Source organism: Gordonia zhenghanii, from assembly GCF_021738965.1.
Taxonomy (GTDB): Bacteria; Actinomycetota; Actinomycetes; order Mycobacteriales; family Mycobacteriaceae; genus Gordonia; species Gordonia zhenghanii.
Map to the genome: position 1 here is coordinate 162,955 of NZ_JAKKOQ010000004.1, position 19,645 is coordinate 182,599.

The following is a 19,645-nucleotide window of genomic DNA, read 5'->3' on the forward strand; positions in this document are numbered from 1 at the left end:
CCCGGTCGCACGACGACCGGCACACATTGGGAAGGCCCTCGCGTGGCCGCGTCGTACAGCTCTTTCGACGCGCCCGGGGGTCTCAAGGAGACCACGTGACCGATAACGGGTCGCCGGTGAACGCCGATTCGGCGCATCTCTCGGCGGAAGACATTCCCCTACGACTCCGCGTGCACGCACTCGCCCGACTGCTGGGTTCCACCAGCCGGGACGTGTTGGGGCACCTCGGCGAGTTAGGGGTGACGGCGCGCACCGCGCAGTCGTCGATCTCGCGCGACGACGCCATGCGCGTCGCAGCGCGTTTCGGTGCCCTCGCACCGGATGTACCAGCAGCAGAGGCTCCGTCGGAGTCAACACCGGACGGGCCGTCGTTGTTCTCGGCGGTCGAGGTCGTCGAGCCGTCGGCGTCAACGTCTGCCGCAGACGTCGCTGCGCCGCTGTTCCTGGCCGCGGAGCCGGAGGAGTCCGGCGCAAAGGGTGCGAAGAAGAAGGCCGAGGCCGCCAAACCAGACGAGACGGCCAAACCTAACGAGACGACCAAGCCCGACGAGACCGCGAAGCCCGAAGGGGACGAGCCGGAGGCGAAGAAGTCCGCAGACAGCGAGTCTGCGGATTCGACCCCTGAGCGTAAGAAGTCGCCGCGGAGGAACGCGCCGAAGACCGGCGAGACCGGGTCTGCTGCGTCCGCTGGCGATTCCGCACCCGCGAACAACGAGAACGCCAACGGTGAGACCGCCGCAGGTGACTCCGCAGACGGTGAGAACTCAGACGGTGAGAACTCAGACGGCGAGAACTCAGACGGCGAGAACTCAGACGGCGAGAATTCGGACGGGTCGAATGCCGAGTCGAGGTCGCGGCGCAGGCGCCGTGGGCGTCGCGGGCGTGGTCGCGGGCGTGGAGATCAGGCCGAGGACGGCGACCACCGGGACGCCGACGACCGTGGCTCCGACGACGGCCAGAGCGACGCGTCCGAGTCCAGTGCCGACGGCGACTCGTCTGCGGACAAGAACGGCCGCCGGAACGGCGGCGGCAGGAACGGCAACGGCACCAAGTCGGGTGACGAGAACCGCTCCGCCAACGACGCCAACGACGCCGACGCCAAAGACTCCGCTGACAAGAACTCGGCTGCCAAGAGTGGTGCCGACAAGAACGCGGCCGACAAGAACTCTGACGACAACGACACGGACGAGGAGTCGTCGAACGGCGACTCGGACGACGACTCGTCGCCGACGAGCAAGCGCCGTCGCCGCCGTCGCCGCCGCCGTGGCACCGGGGAGGGCGACGACTCGACCCCGACCGACGATCCGCCGAACACGGTGGTCCACGAGCGTGAGCCGCGGACCAAGCGCGTCCGCGACGAGGTGCAAGGCATCTCGGGTTCCACTCGTCTCGAAGCCAAGCGTCAGCGCCGTCGGGACGGCAGGGACGCCGGGCGTCGTCGTCCGCCGATCCTGACCGAGTCCGAGTTCCTGGCACGTCGCGAGTCCGTCGAGCGGGTCATGGTGGTCCGTGAGCGCAATGCGAACTCGGCGGTCAACTCGCACGACTCGCACTCCGCGCCGACCGAGGACTACACGCAGGTCGCAGTCCTCGAAGACGGCGTCCTCGTGGAGCACTTCGTCACGACCGAGACATCGCAGTCGATGGTCGGCAACATCTACCTGGGCCGTGTCCAGAACGTGCTGCCCGGTATGGAAGCGGCGTTCGTCGACATCGGTCGCGGACGCAACGGCGTCCTCTACGCCGGTGAGGTCAACTGGGAGGCCGCCGGGCTCGACGGTCGCTCGCGGAAGATCGAACAGGCGCTCAAACCGGGCGATAACGTTCTCGTTCAGGTCAGCAAGGACCCGGTCGGACACAAGGGCGCCCGGCTGACGACGCAGATCTCGCTCGCGGGTCGTTACCTGGTGTACGTGCCGGGCGGTTCGTCGACGGGAATCAGTCGGAAGCTGCCGGACACCGAGCGCAAGCGACTCAAGCAGATCCTCTCGAAGGTCGTGCCGGACGGCGCAGGCGTCATCATCCGGACGGCGTCCGAAGGCGTCAGCGAGCCCGAGCTCGCGGCCGACGTCGAACGCCTGGAGTCGCAGTGGAAGACCATCGAGGCCGCAGCCACCGAGCACAAGGCGAAGGGGTCGGGCACCACCCGCGCCCTGTACGAGGAGCCGGACCTGCTCGTCCGCGTGGTCCGGGACCTGTTCAACGAGGACTTCGCCAAACTCGTCGTCGAAGGCGACAAGTCGTGGAAGCTCGTCTCCGGGTATGTCCGTGACGTGGCGCCGGACCTGTTCGACCGCGTCGAGGAGTTCACCAAGGCGCACGCCGACGCACCGGACTCGTTCGCTGTGCACCGCATCGACGAGCAGCTTGCGAAGGCCCTCGACCGTAAGGTGTGGCTCCCGTCCGGCGGAACGCTGATCATCGAGCACACCGAGGCGATGACTGTGGTCGACGTGAACACCGGCAAGTTCACCGGGTCGGGCGGCAACCTCGAAGAGACCGTCACCCGCAACAACCTGGAGGCGGCCGAGGAGATCGTGCGCCAGATGCGGTTGCGTGACATCGGCGGAATGATCGTCGTCGACTTCATCGACATGGTGCTCGAGAGCAACCGGGACCTGGTGCTGCGTCGTCTCACTGAGGCGCTCGGTCGGGACCGTACTCGCCACCAGGTCTCCGAGGTCACGTCGCTCGGACTCGTGCAGATGACGCGCAAGCGCCTCGGCACCGGCCTGCTCGAAGCGTTCTCGACGACCTGCACCGCATGCTCGGGCCGCGGCGTCATCGTGCACGCCAACCCGGTCGAGGTCCGTTCGTCCGACGACGGGTCCCGATCGGATTCGAGTGGCAGGCGCTCGCGGCGTAAGAAGGGCGGCAACGGCAACACCGAGTCGTCGGCACGGCAGGCATCGGAGCAGCCCAAGGAGGCCCCGCACAAGCCTGCGGCCGAGCACCCGCTGTTCCGAGCGATGGCTCACCACGACGACGCCGAGGCGGCCGACTCCGGAGCGAACGATTCCGGAGCGGAGACCACGGGCGCCAAGGACTCGGGCGCCAAGGATTCGGGCGTCGGGAACTCGGGCAGCCGGAACTCGCGAACCAAGAACTCGCGGGACCGGAACTCTCGTGACGGGAATTCTCGTGATGGGGACTCCGCTGCCACGACAGACGCAGCCAGCACGTCCGACGCCGAGAAGAGTCCGGTCGTCGAGGCGGCACCAGCGCCGACCACGCCTGCGCCCGCCACACCGGAGTCCGAACCCGTTGCGCCGGTGACGACGGTGACGCGTCGCCGTCGCGCGGTGCGACGCACGTCGGCACCGACTGCGATCGCACCGGAACCGATCACGGTGACGTCGGACGAGCCGGTCACGACGGTCGCGGCGCAGACCGCCGAACCGGTCGTCGCCGTCACGCGGACACCACGCAGGCGGACCGGGCGACGCGCGGCGGGGCCGCCGCCGTCAGAGCAGTGAGCGGCGTCGCGGGACGGCCGCCGACGCGCGGCCGATGAGTTTGACCCGATAGGCTGCGGTCCCGTAGCCTTGACAAGTCGCCTTCCGCAGACGCGCGCTGACGTGCGCGCACGGCGCGGAAGCTGCTCCGAGAGTTATCGGAGCTGCAGCACACCAAAGATTCGCTGATGAGCAGGACTGGCCTGCGGATTCGGCCCTATGAGACGAGTAAGAGGACAGCGGGAATGGCAACGTACGCGATCGTCAAGACCGGCGGTAAGCAGTACAAGGTCGCCGAGGGCGACATTGTGAAGGTCGAGAAGATCGACGCCGAGCAGGGCAGCACCGTGTCGCTGCCTGTGGCGCTGATCGTCGACGGTGCGAACCTCACCACCGATGCAGACAAGCTGGATAGCAAGTCGGTCGACGCCGAGATCCTCGAGCACGTGAAGGGCCCGAAGATCCGTATCCACAAGTTCAAGAACAAGACCGGCTACCACAAGCGCCAGGGCCACCGTCAGAACCTGACGGTCCTCAAGGTCACCGGCATCAAGTAGTAGCTCCACTTTTTCTTAGTTCCCCAGGAGGAATGAACAATGGCACATAAGAAGGGTGCATCCAGCTCGCGCAATGGGCGCGATTCGAATGCTCAGCGACTCGGCGTGAAGCGCTTCGGCGGCCAGGTCGTCAGCGCGGGCGAGATCCTGATCCGCCAGCGCGGCACCAAGTTCCACCCCGGCGTGGGTGTCGGACGCGGTGGCGACGACACGCTGTTCGCTCTCGAGTCGGGCGCGGTGGAGTTCGGTACCAAGCGCGGACGCAAGACTGTGAACATCGTTCCGGAGCCGACCTCGGTCTGACGACCCGGTCGAACTGGTAACAACTCAGCTCTGCAGCAGGGCGGGTCAGGGTCATCGAGAACCCCGACCCGCCCTGCTTCGTTTTTCTGGCCTGTCTCGTGATGGCCATTACAGATTCATCCTAGGAAGGAGACGCCGTGTCGCGCTTCGTCGACCGCGTCAAGATCGATGTCGTCGCCGGTAACGGCGGGCATGGCTGCTCGTCGGTTCACCGCGAGAAGTTCAAGCCGCTCGGCGGCCCCGACGGCGGCAACGGCGGAAACGGCGGCGACGTACGCCTCATCGTCGATCCGCAGGTGCACACGCTTCTGGACTTCCACTTCCGTCCGCACGCTCGCGGCACCAGTGGCCGTCCCGGCGAGGGCGGAAACCGAAGCGGGGCAACCGGGACCGAATTGGTACTCGCGGTCCCGGACGGCACCGTCGTCCTCGACGACAAGGGGACGATCCTCGCCGACATGGTGGGCGAGGGCACCGAATTCATCGCCGCACAGGGTGGTCGTGGCGGTCTCGGCAACGCGGCCCTCGCGTCGAAGGCACGCCGCGCTCCCGGCTTCGCGCTCCTCGGCGAACCCGGGGAGGAGCGCGAACTGGTACTCGAACTCAAGTCGGTCGCCGACGTCGGGCTCGTCGGCTTCCCCTCAGCGGGCAAGTCGTCGCTCGTCTCGGTGCTCTCGGCCGCGAAACCGAAGATCGCCGACTACCCGTTCACGACCCTGACCCCGAATCTCGGTGTCGTCACCGCAGGCGCCGACGTGTTCACCGTCGCCGACGTTCCGGGTCTCATCCCGGGCGCATCGCAGGGTCGCGGGCTCGGGTTGGAGTTCCTGCGCCACCTGGAACGTTGCGCGGTTCTGGCGCACGTCGTCGACTGCGCGACGCTCGACCCCGGGCGCGACCCGTTGTCGGACATCGACGCGCTCGAAGCCGAACTCGCCGCCTACCAGCCCGCACTGGACGCCGACCACTCGCTCGGCGATCTCGCGAACCGGCCCCGGATCGTCGTGCTCAACAAGGTCGACATCCCGGAGGCCGACGAACTCGCAGAGCTCGTCGAAGCCGACATCGCCGAACGCGGCTGGCCGGTGTTCCGGATCTCCGCCGTCGCGCACAAGGGCTTGCAGGAGTTGACTTTCGCGCTCGGCGAGATGGTCCGCGAGTACCGTGCCGCGCACGCGAAGCCCGTCGCGCGCCGTCAGGTGATCCGGCCCAAGGCCGTCGACCAGGGCGAGTTCACGGTCGAAGCCGATCCGGCGATCGAGGGCGGCTTCATCGTTCGCGGTGCTCGCCCCGAGCGGTGGATCCGGCAGACGCAGTTCGACAACGACGAAGCCGTCGGCTACCTCGCGGACCGCCTCAACCGACTCGGTGTGGAGGCAGCACTCGTCAAGAAGGGCGCACAGCCCGGCGCGGGCGTGACCATCGCAGGCGTGACGTTCGACTGGGAGCCGACGACGCCGGGCATCGAACAGGTGCCGCTGACGGGTCGAGGGACCGATATCCGTCTCGATCGCACCGATCGCATCGGCGCCGCTGAACGTAAGGTCGCTCGCGAGATGCGTCGTCGAAGCTCCGACGACGAGTCCACGGACGCACTCGGTTGGGAGAGCGACGATGCGCTCGGGGACGACTCGCTCGAGGACGATGAGTGAGGTCCGCCGCGGCATAGCGTCCGCACGCAGCATCGTGGTCAAGATCGGTTCGTCTGCGGTCACCGACATGACGACCGGACTCGACCGAGACCGTCTCGATGCGCTCGTCGACGCGCTCGAAGGCCGAATGCAGTCCGGAACGGACGTCGTCGTGGTGTCCTCGGGCGCGATAGGCGCCGGGATCGCGCCCCTCGGCCTGCGTAAGCGGCCGACCGATCTGGCGACCAAACAGGCGGCCGCGAGCGTCGGCCAGTTGGCGCTCGCGCACGCGTGGGGGACGTCGTTCGCCCGGTACGGTCGCGTGGTCGGCCAGGTGCTGTTGACCGCCGACGACTTCTCCGATCGTGGGCACCACGCGAACGCGCAGCGCACGCTCGATCGCCTGCGCTCGCTGCACGCGGTGGCCGTCGTCAACGAGAACGACACCGTGGCGACCAACGAGATCCGGTTCGGAGACAACGACCGACTCGCGGCTCTCGTCGCGCATCTCGTGAGCGCCGACGCACTGGTTCTGCTGTCCGATGTCGACGGGCTGTACACCGGAGACCCCCGCAAACCGGGGCCCGACGGCACACCGGCGCGCCTCATCGAGCAGGTCGACGGACCCGACGACCTCGACGGCGTGATCGCCGGATCAGGCGGAGCTCTCGGGACCGGCGGAATGGCGTCCAAGCTCGCTGCGGCTCGTCTCGCCTCCGACTCGGGTGTGCCGGTGCTGTTGGCCTCAGCGTCCGACGCCGACGCCGCACTCCGCGGAGCGACGGTCGGCACGGCGTTCGCCGCGCGGCCGGAACGTCTGTCGGCGCGCCGGTTCTGGGTGCGCCACGCTGCGCAGTCGCACGGCCGACTCGTCCTCGACGACGGTGCGGTCACGGCGGTCTGCTTGCGGCGGCGTTCGCTCCTCGCCGCAGGCGTCGTCGCGGCGCACGGTGACTTCTCCAGTGGAGACGTCGTCGACCTCGTCGACCTAGCCGGGCGCGTTCGCGGCCGGGGAGTGGTGGGGTACGACGCCGACGACGTCGCACGGACGATCGGTAAGTCGACCGACGACCTCCCGTCGGATCTGCAACGTCCGATCATCCACGCCGATCACCTCGTGCCTGCGTAGAGACGAGAAAGAGCGCGTCGCCACCACTCGTATCGAGTGGCCGCGACGCGCTCGTTCGTCGTCAGTCTCGTCGGATCAGGCGCGGTGCTTGCCCGCAGCGTCCTCCACCGGCGGAACCTCCACCAACGGGTACACGCCGTTCTCGTCGTGCACCTCGGTGCCGACGACCGGCGGGTTGAAGACGCACAGCATACGGAGCTGCGTCTTCGCGGTGACGGTGTGGCGGTCGTACTTGTCCATCATGTACATGGTGCCCGCGGCGAGCGGGTAGGTGGTGCCCGTCTCGCGATCGAGGAGTTCGCCTTCGCCCTCCACCAGCCACACGGCCTCGATGTGGTTCGCGTAGTGGAACTCGTTGACCGAGCCGGCCTTGATCGTGGTCTCGTGGAACGAGAAGCCAACGCGGTCGCCGCCGAGCACGATGCGCTTGGAGACCCAATTGCCCTTGGGGTCGGCGACCTCACGGTCGGTGCCGGTGATTTCCTGGGTGGTGCGAACGATCATCGGAGTACCTCTTCGACGGATGCGGTCAGAATGTCCATGCCCTGCTCGAGCTCGTCCTCGCTGAGCGTCAGGGGCGGCAGCAGCTTGATGACCTCGTCGGACGGTCCCGACGTCTCGGCCAACATTCCGCTGTCGAACGCCTTGGCGCAGGCCTTGCCCGCCTTCTCGGCGTCTTCGAATGCGAGGCCCTGGATCATGCCGCGGCCACGACGCTTGATGCCTTCGTTGCGCTTGCACAACTCGTCGAAGCGATCGGCGATGCGCTGGCCCTTCACCTTGGTCTGCTCGGCGAAGGAGTCGTCCGACCAGTAGGTGTCGATGGCGGCCTTGGCGGTCACGAACGACGGGTTGTTGCCGCGGAACGTGCCGTTGTGCTCGCCCGGCTCCCAGACGTCGAGTTCACGACGGCAGAGGGTCAGTGCCATCGGCAGGCCGTAGCCGCCGATCGACTTCGACAGCGTGACGATGTCCGGGGTGATGCCCGACTCTTCGAACGAGAAGAAGTCGCCGGTGCGGCCGCAGCCCATCTGCACGTCGTCGACGATCAACAGCATGTCCTGGCGCTTGCACAGCTCGGCGAGGCCCTGGAGCCACTCGGCGCGGGCGACGTTGACGCCGCCTTCGCCCTGAACGGTCTCGACGATCACGGCGGCCGGGTGATTGAGCCCGCTGCCCTCGTCGTTGAGGACGCGCTCGAACCAGCTGAAGTCTTCGTGGGCGCCGCCCATGTAGTTGTCGAAAGGCATCGGGGTCGAGTGGACCAGCGGGATGCCTGCGCCTGCGCGCTTCATCGCATTGCCGGTGACCGACAGTGAGCCGAGGGTCATGCCGTGGAACGCGTTGGTGAAGTTCACGATGGCTTCGCGCCCGGTGACCTTGCGGGCCAGCTTGAGCGCGGACTCGACGGCGTTGGTGCCGGTCGGTCCGGGGAACTGGACGACGTAGTCCAGGTTTCGCGGTGCGAGGATCTTGCTCGCGAATGCTTCGAGGAACTCACCCTTGGCCACGGTGTTCATGTCGAGGCCGTGCGTGATGCCGTCGCGCGAGATGTAGTCGATCAGCGCTTCCTTGAAGGTCGGGTTGTTGTGCCCGTAGTTCAGTGCGCCTGCACCGGCGAAGAAGTCGAGGTAACGCTTGCCGTCGACGTCGGTGATCCAGCTTCCCTTGGCGGTGTCGAACATCGCCGGCCAGTTACGGCAGTAGGAGCGGACCTGTGATTCGTACGTGGTGAAGATGTCTTCCGTCACGGAGCTTTTCTGCGTCATTGTGTAGTTGTCCTTACAGTTTGTCGGCGTCGTGATTACTTGGACGCCGGCGACAGCCGGTAGAGATCTTCCGGCTCGTGCGAATCGCCGAAGAGTTCGGCCTTGAGGAAGGGTTCGCGGGTGAACTCAAGCCCGAGTTCGCGGGCGACCCCGGCGAAGAGCGCCTGCGACGCCTCGTTGTCTGGGCTGATCGTCGTGTGGATCGCGGTCACGCCCGACCCGGCGTTGCGCTTGAACAGCTCACGCAACATGGTTCCGGCGATCCGCTTACCGCGCTGATCGGAGTCGACCGCGACCTGCCACACCATCTGTGCGTAATCGGCCTGCGGTCGGCGGTATCCGGTGACGAAGCCTACGACCCTTCCCTCTACTTCGGCGACAATGGAGGTGTCGGAGAAGTCTGCGCCCCACAACACGTAGGCGTAACTCGAATTCACATCGAGTACCTGCGAGTCGCGAGCGATCTCCCACATTCTGATTCCATCGTCAACCCGGGGCCGCCGGTAGGCGACACCGTTGTCGTCGTTCAAATCGAACTGAGTCTCTGATTCCGGGTTCATGACGTGTTCAAGGTTAGCCAGCGGTCACATCGATGTCACACGATCGGCGCAGGAGCCCCGATAAAGCCTGTGCTTTGTGCAGGCCAACCACGGGTTGTGCATTAAATCACACGAAAGCGTTCGAAACGTGCCGAGCAGACGCTCGTGACAGATCGACGAGCATCGGCAGGATCGCCTCGCACCGGTGATCGATCTTGACCGCGGCGACGTCGTCGCCGCGGGTGCGGCCCCGATTCACGATGACGACGGGCTTGCCCGAACGGGCCGCATGCCGAACGAACCGGAGCCCGGACATGACGCTGAGCGACGAGCCCGCGACCAGCATGGCGTCGGCGTCGTCGACCATCGCGAACGCACGGTCCACGACCGGCCGGGGGACGCTCTCGCCGAAGTAGACGATGTCGGGCTTCAAGACGCCGCCGCACGCGGCGCAGTCGACGATCGTGAAGTCGGAGGTGTCGTCGAGCACCGCGTCGGCGTCGGGTGCCACCTCGATGGCTCCGCGACCACGGACTCGGTCGGCGAAACCCGGGTTCGCTTCTTCTAAAGACTGGGCGAGCAGATGACGTGACTGGGTGTGTCCGCACGACAGACAGATCACCCGCCCGTACGAACCGTGGATGTCGAGCACCGGGCGGGAGCCGGCCTTGAGATGCAGCATGTCGACGTTCTGGGTGATGACTCCGGTTGCGACGCCCGCGCGCTGCAGATCGGTGATCGCGCGGTGGGCGGCATTCGGGGTCGCCGCGTCCATGTGGCGCCACCCGAGATGGTTGCGCGCCCAGTAGTGGCGACGGAAGTCGGCCGAGGAGAGGAACTGCTCGATGGTCATGGGGTTGCGGGGGACGGCGTCCGGGCTGCGGTAGTCGGGGATGCCCGACGGCGTCGACACTCCGGCCCCGGTGAGGACGACGGTCCGTCGCCCGGCCAAGACGCGGGTCGCGAGGCTCGCGCGTCCGACGGGGTCGGTGTCGGCGAGGGTCGGCGGTGCCGGAGTCCAAGCAGTGACGCGCGTGCGCATGCTTCGAGGATACGATGGTTCACCGATATGACCAGGATCATCGCCGGAGAGTTCCGAGGACGCCGTCTGGGCGTGCCAGCCGATACGACCCGACCCACGTCCGACCGTGTCCGTGAGGCGGTCTTCTCGATGCTCGGCGCCCGCACCGACCTCGACGGTGTGCGGGTCGCCGACCTGTACGCGGGGACCGGTGCGCTCGGCATCGAAGCCGTCTCGCGCGGCGCGGAGTCGTCCGTGCTCGTCGAAGCCGACCGTCGTGCGGCGAAGGTGATCGCCGACAACGTCGCCGTCTGTCAGGCCGGACGTCGGGTGCGTGTGGTGGGCCGAAGCGTCGAATCGTTCCTCGCCTCGACTGCAGGCCCGTTCGATCTCGTCTTCATCGACCCGCCCTACGACGTGACGTCCGACGACGTCGCGGCAGTCCTGACGATGCTTGTTCCCGCGTTGGCGGACGACGCCTGGGTGGTGGTCGAACGGGGATCTCGGAGTGGGCCCGTCGAGCTGCCCGTGGGACTGGAAGCCGTGGTGGACAAGAAGTACGGCGACTCGGTGGTGCACTTGCTGCAGCGGGTAGATTCGCCGTCATGAGTGCTGCGGTGTGCCCCGGTTCGTACGACCCGTTCACCCTCGGTCACCGGTTCGTCGTCGAGCGCACGTCGGCTCGCTTCGACCGCGTGGTGGTCGCGGTGGTGGTCAATCCCAACAAGCAGGGGATGTTCTCGATCGACGAGCGGATCGACTTGATCCGACGTGACTGCGCCGATCTGCCCAACGTCGAGGTCCGGTCCTGGTCCGGCCTGCTCGTCGACTTGGTCCGGGACGACGACCTGCCGACCATCGTGAAGGGTCTGCGGTCGGAGACCGACTTCGCTTACGAGACGCCGATGGCGCAGATGAACCGCGAACTCGCCGACGCCGAGACGCTGTTCATGCTCACCGACCCGAAGTTCGCCCACGTCTCGAGCTCCCTGGTCAAGGAAGTCGCGAAGCTCGGCGGCGACGTCACCCCGTACCTCGCGCCGCACATCCACGCCGCCCTCCGCGGCAAGATCGACGGCGTCCAGTCCGTCTGACGGCTGTGACGCTGGTCGAGCCCCCATGCTGGTCGAGCCCCCATGCTGGTCGAGCGGAGTCGAGACCCCGCCGAACAGCCCACAACGTAGATACCGACACGCCGACCCAGCCTCTCCAGTCACACGCGCAACATTCGGCACAATGGCCTCATTGACGTCAAGGCCTTGTGCCGGATCGGAGTAACCGTGTACCGCGTATTCGAAGCGCTGGACGAGCTCGTCGCTCTCGTGGAAGAGGCGCGCACCGTCCCGATGACCGCAGGCTGCCTCGTCCCTCGGGGCGACGTGCTTGAACTGCTCGACGATCTGCGCGATGCGCTGCCCGCCGAGCTCGACGACGCACAGGACGTGCTGGACGAGCGCGACACCCTCGTCGGCAATGCTCGTGAGACGTCCGACCGATTGATCACCGGAGCCGAGAACGACTCGGAGGCGATGCTCGCGCACGCCAAGGCGGAGTCGGATCGCATCCTGGCCGAAGCCGAGGCCAAGGCCGAGCGCATCGTCGCCGAGTCGGGCATCCACGCGCAGCACACGGTCGACGCCGCAGCCGAAGAGGCTCAGCGTCTGGAGACCAGCGCGAACCGTGAGTTCGAAGCCGTGACCGGCCGTGCCCGCGCCGAAGCCGCACGGGTGGTCGAGGCAGGCGACTCCAGCTACCACAAGTCCGTCGCCGACGGCATCGCCGAACAGCAGCGACTGGTCTCCGACTCGGAGATCGTGGCCGCATCGAAGAGCGAGGCCGAGCGAATCGTCGACGCTGCACATGCCGAGTCGGACCGCCTGCGCGGCGAATGCGACATCTACGTCGACGACAAGCTCGCCGACTTCGAAGACGTCCTGACCGGAACTCTGCGGTCGGTCAATCGCGGTCGACAGCAGCTTCGCACCGGCGCAGGCATGCACGATTACGTCGAGTACCCGCACAGCGTCGACGTCGCGCACGAGGACGACCGCAGTCCCGCGCAGATGGCGGGCTGACACAGCGGTTGAGTGCTCGCGTAAAATCACTGAACGTGAGTGTCAAACCGTTCGTCATCGATGTCCGCAGCGTGCCGCGGCGTGCCGGGTCCATGGTCGAGGTCGACCGCACCGTAACCACTCCCGATCGAATCGGTGCGGAGATGATCGGCATCCCGGCCGACTCTCCGGTGCGGCTCGACCTGCGACTGGAGTCGGTCACTGAGGGCGTCCTCGTGTCCGGGACAGTGAGTGCAGGCACTCAGGGGCAGTGCGGTCGCTGCCTGGATCCGATGGACGACTCGGTGTCGGTGTACCTGACCGAGCTGTTCGCATATCTGGACTCGGAGACCGACAAGACCACCGACGACGAAGACGTCGAGCGGATCGTCGACGAGGAGATCGACCTCGAGCAGACCATCATCGATGCGATCGCCACGGAGCTCCCGTTGACGCCGGTGTGCCGACCGGACTGTCCTGGTCTGTGTCAGGTGTGCGGCGTACGGCTCGCCGACGCCGAACCAGACCACGGTCACGACATCATCGATCCTCGGTGGGCCAAGCTCGCTGACAAGCTGGTCGACCCGGCTCCGGACGACCGCGAATGACCAAACAACCCGATCCCGGCGTCCTGCTCGACGCGCTCGGTGTCCAGATCGGCCCTGAGCTGCTGACCCTGGCGCTGACCCACCGTTCGTACGCGTACGAGAACGGCGGGCTCCCGACCAACGAACGGCTCGAGTTCTTGGGAGACGCGGTGCTCGGCGTCGTCGTCACCGAACGTCTGTACGTCGGATTTCCCGATCGGCCGGAAGGCGAGCTCGCCAAGATCCGCGCGAGCGTCGTCAACATGCACGCATTGGCCGACGTCGCCCGCGGACTCGGCGAAGGCGGTCTCGGCGCGCATATCCACCTCGGTCGCGGCGAGGAGCTGACGGGCGGCCGCGACAAGGAGAGCATCCTGGCCGACGGGCTCGAGTCGGTGTTCGGCGCATTGTTCCTCGATCACGGCATCGAGGAGGCCAAGCGAGTCATCATGACTCTGTTCGAGCCGATCATCGCCCGTGCAGGCGAACTCGGCGCAGGCCTGGACTGGAAGACGTCGTTGCAGGAGCTGTCGGCTGAGAAGAATGCCGGACAGCCGCACTATCAGGTGACCTCGACCGGGCCCGACCACGACAAGGAGTTCACGGCGGTCGCCGTCGTCGCGGGACGAGAGCTCGGCGAAGGCCGTGGACGGACCAAGAAGGAAGCCGAACAGAATGCGGCAGCGCTCGCGTGGCGTGAGTTGAGCGAGGCCACCGACTTCGTCGGCAGCGCGGACGACGGCGCTGCGTCGAGCAGCTAGCTTCTCGTGCCCGAGCTCCCCGAAGTAGAGACCATCCGGTCCGGGCTGGCCCCGCACCTCACCGGGCGGCGGATCGCCGACGTGTCGATTCTGCATCCGCGGGCGGTCCGACGGCATGTCGGCGGCGCCACGGATCTGGAGAACCGACTGCGCGGCAAGCGATTCGACGCGGTCGAGCGGCGAGGCAAATACCTGTGGCTCACCGGAGCCGATGCGACCGACGAGGTCGCCGTCGTGGTTCACCTCGGGATGAGCGGGCAACTGTTGATCACCGACGCCGACGTCCCGCATCAGAAGCACCTGCGTATCCGAGTCGGTCTCGACGACGGTCGTGAACTCCGGTTCGTCGACCAACGGACCTTCGGTGGCTGGCACATCGACGACCTGGTCACCGTCGGGGGACGAGCCGTGCCGGAGTCTGTTGCGCACATTGCGCCCGACCCGTTCGAGGACGCGTTCGACCCGGAGCGAGTGGTGGCGGTGCTGCGCCGCAAGGACACCGAGGTCAAACGCGCGCTGCTCGACCAGACCGTCGTGTCCGGCGTGGGGAACATCTACGCGGACGAATCACTGTGGCGCGCACAGGTACACGGCGCGCAGAAGACCGGCCGCACGTCTAAGGCTCGGTTGGCGGGCGTCGTCGACGCGGCGACGCAAGTGATGGCCGAGGCGATCGAAGTCGGCGGCACGTCGTTCGACGAGCTGTATGTGAACGTCAACGGGCAGTCCGGCTACTTCAGCCGGAGCCTGAACGTCTACGGCCGGGACGGCGAGCCGTGCCCCCGGTGCGGAACCCCGATCAAACGGGAGTCGTTCATGAACCGGTCGAGCCATTTCTGCCCGGTGTGTCAGCGGAAGCGCTGAGCGCGAACAACAGAAGGACCCATTTGAGCACGACCCTGAGTTTCCGACGAGCGGAGTCCGGAGACACCGCAGCCGCGCAGCAGGCTTACCGGCGGATCGTCGGCCACCTGGCCGAGACCGTTGATTTCCCCCACTGGCATACCGAGAACCATCCGACCCCGGACGAGGTCGTCGGCTGGGTCGCGGCCGGTGAGCTCTACCTCGCGTTGGGCGAGGACGGGGAGGTCGCCGGGGTCACGGTACTCAACCACGACGCCGTGGACGCCTACCAGAATGCGGCGTGGGCCGTCGAGGCAGCGCCAGACGAGGTGCTCGTCGTCCACGCGCTTGGCGTCGTCCCCGGCCGCCTCGGCCAGGGCGTGTCGCGCTTCCTGGTGGACGCGACGCTCGACGTCGCCCGCGAGCAGGGCTGCAAGGCCGTCCGGCTGGACACCTACGTCGAGAACATCCCTGCGCGGAAGCTGTACGAGCGCTACGGATTCACCGATCTCGGATGTCACACGGTGGCCTACGAGGGCACGGACTTGAGCCGGTTCCATCTGTTCGAGTACGTGCTCTGAGACTCCGGACCGTATGTTGGAACAAACTCTCGGAGCAGGCAGTTGTCGACGGGGGAAGCATTCGTTTTGAAAGACATGAGGAGTCTGGTCAGACATGACTGATCTGTGGGTGCAGCGCACCGGAACCCGGCGGTACACGGGGCAGAGTTCGCGCGGCGCCGAGGTGCTGATCGGTTCGGAGAACGTCGACGGTGTGTTCACTCCGGGCGAACTGCTGAAGATCGCACTCGCGGCCTGCACCGGGATGTCGTCGGACAAGCCGCTCTCGCGTCGTCTCGGCGACGACTACGACGCCACCGTGCGGGTCTCGGGTGCCGCCGACCGCGAGAACGAGGTGTATCCGGTGCTGTCGGAGACCCTCGAAGTGGACCTCTCCGAGCTCGATCCCGAAGCCGCCCAACGACTTCTGGTCGTCGTGGAGCGGGCGGTCGAGAAGGTGTGCACCGTCGGGCGGACCATCAAGGCCGGTGCCCAGGTCGAGCTGGCCATCGAGACGGACTGAGCCCGTGGGGGAGTCGCAGCGGCTGAGCGCCTGGGTGCACGGGCGCGTCCAGGGCGTCGGCTTCCGGTGGTGGACTCGATCCCGAGCGCTGGAGCTCGGTCTGGTCGGCTATGCGTCGAACCACGCCGACGGCAGGGTGCACGTCGTGGCCGAGGGGCCGCCCGAAGCGCTCGACGCACTGGTCGCCGCGTTGCGTTCGGGGGAGACTCCCGGTCGCGTCGACCTCGTCGTCGAGGACTTCGCATCGGCGCGCGGAGACCACGCCGGGTTCGTCGAGCGATGACCCACCGCAGGTAGACTCGCTGGTCGTGCACCTGAAGAGCCTCACCCTGAAGGGTTTCAAATCGTTCGCGTCGTCGACGACGCTGCGGTTCGAGCCCGGCATCACCTGTGTGGTGGGGCCGAACGGGTCGGGCAAGTCGAACGTCGTCGACGCCCTCACCTGGGTGATGGGCGAGCAGGGCGCCAAAGCGCTGCGCGGCGGAAAGATGGCCGACGTCATCTTCGCGGGCACCTCGGGTCGTGCGCCCCTCGGCCGCGCCGAAGTCACGCTGACCATCGACAACTCCGACGGGGCCCTCCCGATCGAGTACTCCGAAGTATCGGTGACGCGCCGGATGTTCCGCGACGGTGCGGGCGAGTACGAGATCAACGGCAGTTCCTGCCGGCTCATGGACGTACAGGAACTTCTCTCAGACTCGGGCATCGGCCGCGAGATGCACGTCATCGTCGGCCAGGGACGACTGTCGGCGATCCTCGAGTCCAAGCCCGAAGACCGCCGTGCCTTCATCGAGGAGGCGGCCGGCGTCCTCAAGCATCGCCGCCGCAAAGAGAAAGCAGTCCGCAAACTCGACGCGATGGCGGCGAACCTCGCGCGACTGACCGACCTCACCACCGAACTCCGTCGCCAGCTCAAACCGCTCGGCAGGCAGGCCGAGATCGCGCGTCGGGCCGCGACGGTCCAAGCCGACCTACGTGACGCCCGTCTGCGCTTGGCCGCCGACGACCTCGTCGTCCGACGCTCGGAGATGGCCGAGCACAGCAGCACCGAGCAGGAGATCCGTGCGCGGCAGGACGAGGTGGCCGCGCAGCTCGACGAGGCGACCACCGCACTGACCGCGGCGCAAGAGCATCTGGCGCAGGTCGCGCCTGCGGCCGCCGAAGCCGGACGCGTGTTCCACCAGTTGTCGACGCTGCGGGAGCGCGTCGACGGCACGTGCCGGGTGGCTGGTGAGCGTGCGACGCACTTGGCGAGTCCGGCCGCCGCCCCGACCGGACCGGACCCGGAAGAGCTCGAAGCGCAGGCCGAGCGTGCCGCGATGACCGAGGCCGAACACCAGGAGACCGTCGAAGAGGCCGCGGGACGGCTCGAATACGCGACCGCTGCCCTGCAGGCTGCCGAACAGGCCGCTGCCGCTGCCGAGCAGGCGCACATGGCTGCGGTCCAAGCCGTCGCCGACCGGCGCGAGGGGCTTGCCCGGCTCGAAGGGCAAGCCGCTAATCTGCGTACCAAAGTCGAGTCGGTGGACGCGGAGACCGACCGGCTCACCACCGCGATCGAAGCCGCGCACGAGCGCGCCGACACCGCTCAGGTCCGACTCGACGAGCAGGCCGCGGTCACCGCGGAACTCGAGTCGCGGGAACAGGGCCTCGACGAACACCACGAACGCTGCATGGCGGCGCTCGAGGCGACCAGCTCGACCGTCACCACGGTGGAGAAGACCGAGCGCGACGCCGAGCACGCCATCGCGTCCCTGACCGCGCGGATCGAGGCCCTCGAGATGGGGCTCGAACGCGGTGACGGCGGCGCCTGGCTGCAGGAGAATGCCGCGGACGGACTCCTGTCCCCGCTGTCGGACCTGCTGACCGTGCACGACGGGTACGAGACGGCGGTCGCGTTGGCTCTCGGACCGGCGGTCGACGCGATCGCGACCGTCGACGGCGTCACCGCGGTCCGGGCGCTCGCCGCGCTCCGGGACGGGGACGGCGGTCGCGCAGCACTGATCGTCGGCGGACTCTCCGGGCGCGCGCGCAGCGACCGTCCCGACGTCCCATCCGGCGTCGTGTGGGCGCGCGACGTCGTCGACGTGCCGGATTCGGTGAGGGGAGCGGTCGACGTCCTGCTCGGCGACGTCGTGATCGTCGACGACCCCGAGCAGGGACTCGCGCTGGCGATCGAGCACGGACTCGTCGCGGTGACCGGCGATGGCGACCGGATGTCTGCGGCAGCCGTCGAAGGCGGATCGTCCACGCGTCCGTCGACCCTCGAAGTGCAGGCCGCCATCGATACCGCGGCGGCCGACCTGGAGACGGCTCGCAAGACCGTCGAGAAGTCCAGGCACGAACTGGGCGCGGCGACTGCAGCCCGAGAACAGGCGCACGAGGCTGCCGAGGGGTCGCTCGCCGCCCTCAACGAGTCGGATGCGAACGTCGGGGCCGCGTACGAACAACTCGGCCGACTCGGCATGGAGATTCGGGCCGCGCGCGCCGAAGCCGACCGGCTGACGCGCCAACGGCGTCTCGCAGAAGAAGGGCGCGCGGATAACCTGACCGCGCTCACCGAAGTGGAAGAACGCCTGGCCCGTGCGCGCGACGAGAACGACGACCCGGGCGCCGCCACCGACATGGACAGCGAGATGCGCGAGGCCGCGGCCGCCGAGGTCGCCGAGGCGCGGTCGGTGGAAGTGGAGACCCGACTGACTCTGCGAACCGCCGAAGAACGTCTCGGCTCGGTCCGCGGCAAAGCCGAGAGTCTCCGCCGCGCCGCGGTCAACGAGCGCGCCAGCCGCGAGCGGATCAAGCGGCAGGACGCAGCCCGACGCTATGCGGCAGGCGTCGCAGGCGCAGTCGTCGATGCCGGGGAGTCGGTCGCGCAGGCCGTCGCGCGGGCCGCCGACGACGCCGCGCGTGGACGCGACGAACTCGAGCAGGTCAAGGCGGCGCGAACGGCCGAAGCCGAGGAGTTGCGGCGACTCGTCGACGAGTTGACCGCCACCATGAACCAGCTGCGCGATGCCGTCCACCGCGACGAGATCGCGAAAGCACAGGCGGCGCTGCGCATCGAGCAGCTCGAAGAACAGATCCTCGAACAGTTCGCGATGGCGCCGGACGATCTGGTCGCCGAGTACGGCCCCGATGTCCCGATGCCGCCGTCCGAGTTGGAGCTTCGTGAGTACGAGCAGGCGAAGGAGCGTGGCGAGCAGGTCGTCGCGCCTGCGTCGATGCCGTACGACCGGGCCACGCAGGAGTCCCGCGCGAAGAAGGCGCAGAAGGACCTGACGACACTCGGCAAAGTGAATCCGCTTGCCCTCGAGGAATTCGCGGCGTTGGAGGAGCGGTACACGTTCCTCTCGACCCAACTCGAAGACGTCAAGAAGGCCCGCGACGATCTCCTCGACGTGGTCGCCGACGTCGACGCCCGCATCCTGCAGGTCTTCACCGATGCGTACGCGGACGTCGAGAAGGAGTTCACACAGGTCTTCTCCACGCTGTTCCCCGGCGGGGAGGGGCGCCTGGTGCTCACCGACCCGTCGGACATGCTGACGACCGGCATCGAGGTGGAGGCGCGTCCTCCCGGCAAGAAGGTCAAACGACTGTCACTGCTGTCCGGTGGTGAGAAGTCGTTGACGGCGGTCGCCATGCTCGTCGCGATCTTCCGTGCCCGACCGTCGCCCTTCTACGTGATGGACGAAGTCGAAGCCGCTCTCGACGACGCGAACCTGCGTCGCCTCATCAGCTTGTTCGAACAGTTGCGGGAGAAGTCGCAGCTGATCGTCATCACCCACCAGAAGGCGACCATGGAAGTCGCCGACGCCCTGTACGGCGTCAGCATGCGCGGCGACGGAATCACCCAGGTCATCTCGCAACGGCTCCGCGGAGTCGACCTCGCAACCTCCACCTGAAAGGCATCCTC

General features: G+C 67.4%; 19 protein-coding genes. 15 read left to right on the plus strand and 4 right to left on the minus strand.

Features of this window, described 5'->3' with window-relative positions; genetic code table 11:
- Positions 1–95 precede the first annotated feature (95 nt).
- From L5G32_RS04370 to proB, 5 genes are all read left to right on the plus strand, one after another.
- Entirely contained in the window at positions 96–3,476 is a 3,381-nt protein-coding gene (locus L5G32_RS04370) for a translation initiation factor IF-2 N-terminal domain-containing protein (protein ID WP_237009800.1), read from the plus strand.
- A gap of 224 nt (positions 3,477–3,700) precedes the next feature.
- A complete protein-coding gene (gene rplU / locus L5G32_RS04375; RefSeq protein WP_237009801.1) occupies positions 3,701–4,012 on the plus strand; it encodes a 50S ribosomal protein L21 in 312 nt (103 codons plus the stop codon).
- Positions 4,013–4,051: 39 nt separating this feature from the next.
- On the plus strand, positions 4,052–4,315 hold the full coding sequence (rpmA, locus tag L5G32_RS04380) for a 50S ribosomal protein L27 (RefSeq protein ID WP_237009802.1): 264 nt from the start codon (positions 4,052–4,054) through the stop codon (positions 4,313–4,315).
- Between the two features lie 137 nt (positions 4,316–4,452).
- Positions 4,453–5,967 carry a GTPase ObgE gene (gene obgE, locus L5G32_RS04385; protein ID WP_237009803.1) on the plus strand — a complete coding sequence of 505 codons (1,515 nt, stop codon included), beginning with the start codon at positions 4,453–4,455 and terminating at the stop codon, positions 5,965–5,967.
- Entirely contained in the window at positions 5,960–7,075 is a 1,116-nt protein-coding gene (proB, locus tag L5G32_RS04390) for a glutamate 5-kinase (protein ID WP_237009804.1), read from the plus strand. Before obgE ends, proB begins: the two co-directional genes overlap by 8 nt.
- Before the next feature lie 75 nt (positions 7,076–7,150).
- On the opposite strand, the gene L5G32_RS04395 is transcribed toward proB, so the two are convergent.
- The 4 genes from L5G32_RS04395 to L5G32_RS04410 form a co-directional block, all read right to left on the minus strand.
- The gene (locus L5G32_RS04395; RefSeq protein WP_237009805.1) at positions 7,151–7,579 is read right to left on the minus strand and encodes an ectoine synthase; all 429 of its coding nucleotides are present in this window, start codon (positions 7,577–7,579) and stop codon (positions 7,151–7,153) included.
- A complete protein-coding gene (gene ectB, locus L5G32_RS04400) occupies positions 7,576–8,844 on the minus strand; it encodes a diaminobutyrate--2-oxoglutarate transaminase (protein WP_237009806.1) in 1,269 nt (422 codons plus the stop codon). Before ectB ends, L5G32_RS04395 begins: the two co-directional genes overlap by 4 nt.
- 35 nt (positions 8,845–8,879) lie before the next feature.
- Positions 8,880–9,404 (minus strand): diaminobutyrate acetyltransferase, encoded by a 525-nt coding sequence (ectA, locus tag L5G32_RS04405; RefSeq protein WP_237009807.1) that lies wholly within the window; start codon positions 9,402–9,404, stop codon positions 8,880–8,882.
- A gap of 106 nt (positions 9,405–9,510) precedes the next feature.
- Positions 9,511–10,425 (minus strand): Sir2 family NAD-dependent protein deacetylase, encoded by a 915-nt coding sequence (locus L5G32_RS04410; RefSeq protein WP_237009808.1) that lies wholly within the window; start codon positions 10,423–10,425, stop codon positions 9,511–9,513.
- 27 nt (positions 10,426–10,452) lie between these two features.
- Between L5G32_RS04410 and rsmD the strand changes: the two genes are divergently transcribed.
- From rsmD to smc, 10 genes are all read left to right on the plus strand, one after another.
- On the plus strand, positions 10,453–11,013 hold the full coding sequence (gene rsmD / locus L5G32_RS04415; RefSeq protein ID WP_237009809.1) for a 16S rRNA (guanine(966)-N(2))-methyltransferase RsmD: 561 nt from the start codon (positions 10,453–10,455) through the stop codon (positions 11,011–11,013).
- Complete coding sequence (gene coaD, locus L5G32_RS04420; protein ID WP_237009810.1) at positions 11,010–11,498, plus strand: pantetheine-phosphate adenylyltransferase; 489 nt, start codon at positions 11,010–11,012, stop codon at positions 11,496–11,498. The genes rsmD and coaD overlap by 4 nt, the downstream gene beginning before the upstream one ends.
- 186 nt (positions 11,499–11,684) lie before the next feature.
- The gene (locus L5G32_RS04425; RefSeq protein ID WP_237009811.1) at positions 11,685–12,479 is read left to right on the plus strand and encodes a DivIVA domain-containing protein; all 795 of its coding nucleotides are present in this window, start codon (positions 11,685–11,687) and stop codon (positions 12,477–12,479) included.
- Between the two features lie 35 nt (positions 12,480–12,514).
- Complete coding sequence (locus tag L5G32_RS04430) at positions 12,515–13,066, plus strand: YceD family protein (protein ID WP_372491633.1); 552 nt, start codon at positions 12,515–12,517, stop codon at positions 13,064–13,066.
- Positions 13,063–13,806, plus strand: a complete 744-nt coding sequence (gene rnc, locus L5G32_RS04435; protein ID WP_237009812.1) for a ribonuclease III — start codon at positions 13,063–13,065, stop codon at positions 13,804–13,806. The genes L5G32_RS04430 and rnc overlap by 4 nt, the downstream gene beginning before the upstream one ends.
- Before the next feature lie 6 nt (positions 13,807–13,812).
- Positions 13,813–14,670 carry a bifunctional DNA-formamidopyrimidine glycosylase/DNA-(apurinic or apyrimidinic site) lyase gene (gene mutM, locus L5G32_RS04440; protein ID WP_237009813.1) on the plus strand — a complete coding sequence of 286 codons (858 nt, stop codon included), beginning with the start codon at positions 13,813–13,815 and terminating at the stop codon, positions 14,668–14,670.
- A 23-nt stretch (positions 14,671–14,693) separates the two neighbouring features.
- Positions 14,694–15,230 (plus strand): GNAT family N-acetyltransferase, encoded by a 537-nt coding sequence (locus L5G32_RS04445; protein ID WP_237009814.1) that lies wholly within the window; start codon positions 14,694–14,696, stop codon positions 15,228–15,230.
- A gap of 94 nt (positions 15,231–15,324) precedes the next feature.
- On the plus strand, positions 15,325–15,732 hold the full coding sequence (locus L5G32_RS04450; protein WP_237009815.1) for an OsmC family protein: 408 nt from the start codon (positions 15,325–15,327) through the stop codon (positions 15,730–15,732).
- Positions 15,733–15,736: 4 nt separating this feature from the next.
- Complete coding sequence (locus L5G32_RS04455) at positions 15,737–16,015, plus strand: acylphosphatase (protein WP_237009816.1); 279 nt, start codon at positions 15,737–15,739, stop codon at positions 16,013–16,015.
- A gap of 25 nt (positions 16,016–16,040) precedes the next feature.
- Positions 16,041–19,634 (plus strand): chromosome segregation protein SMC, encoded by a 3,594-nt coding sequence (gene smc, locus L5G32_RS04460; protein WP_237009817.1) that lies wholly within the window; start codon positions 16,041–16,043, stop codon positions 19,632–19,634.
- The last annotated feature ends 11 nt before the right edge of the window (positions 19,635–19,645 follow it).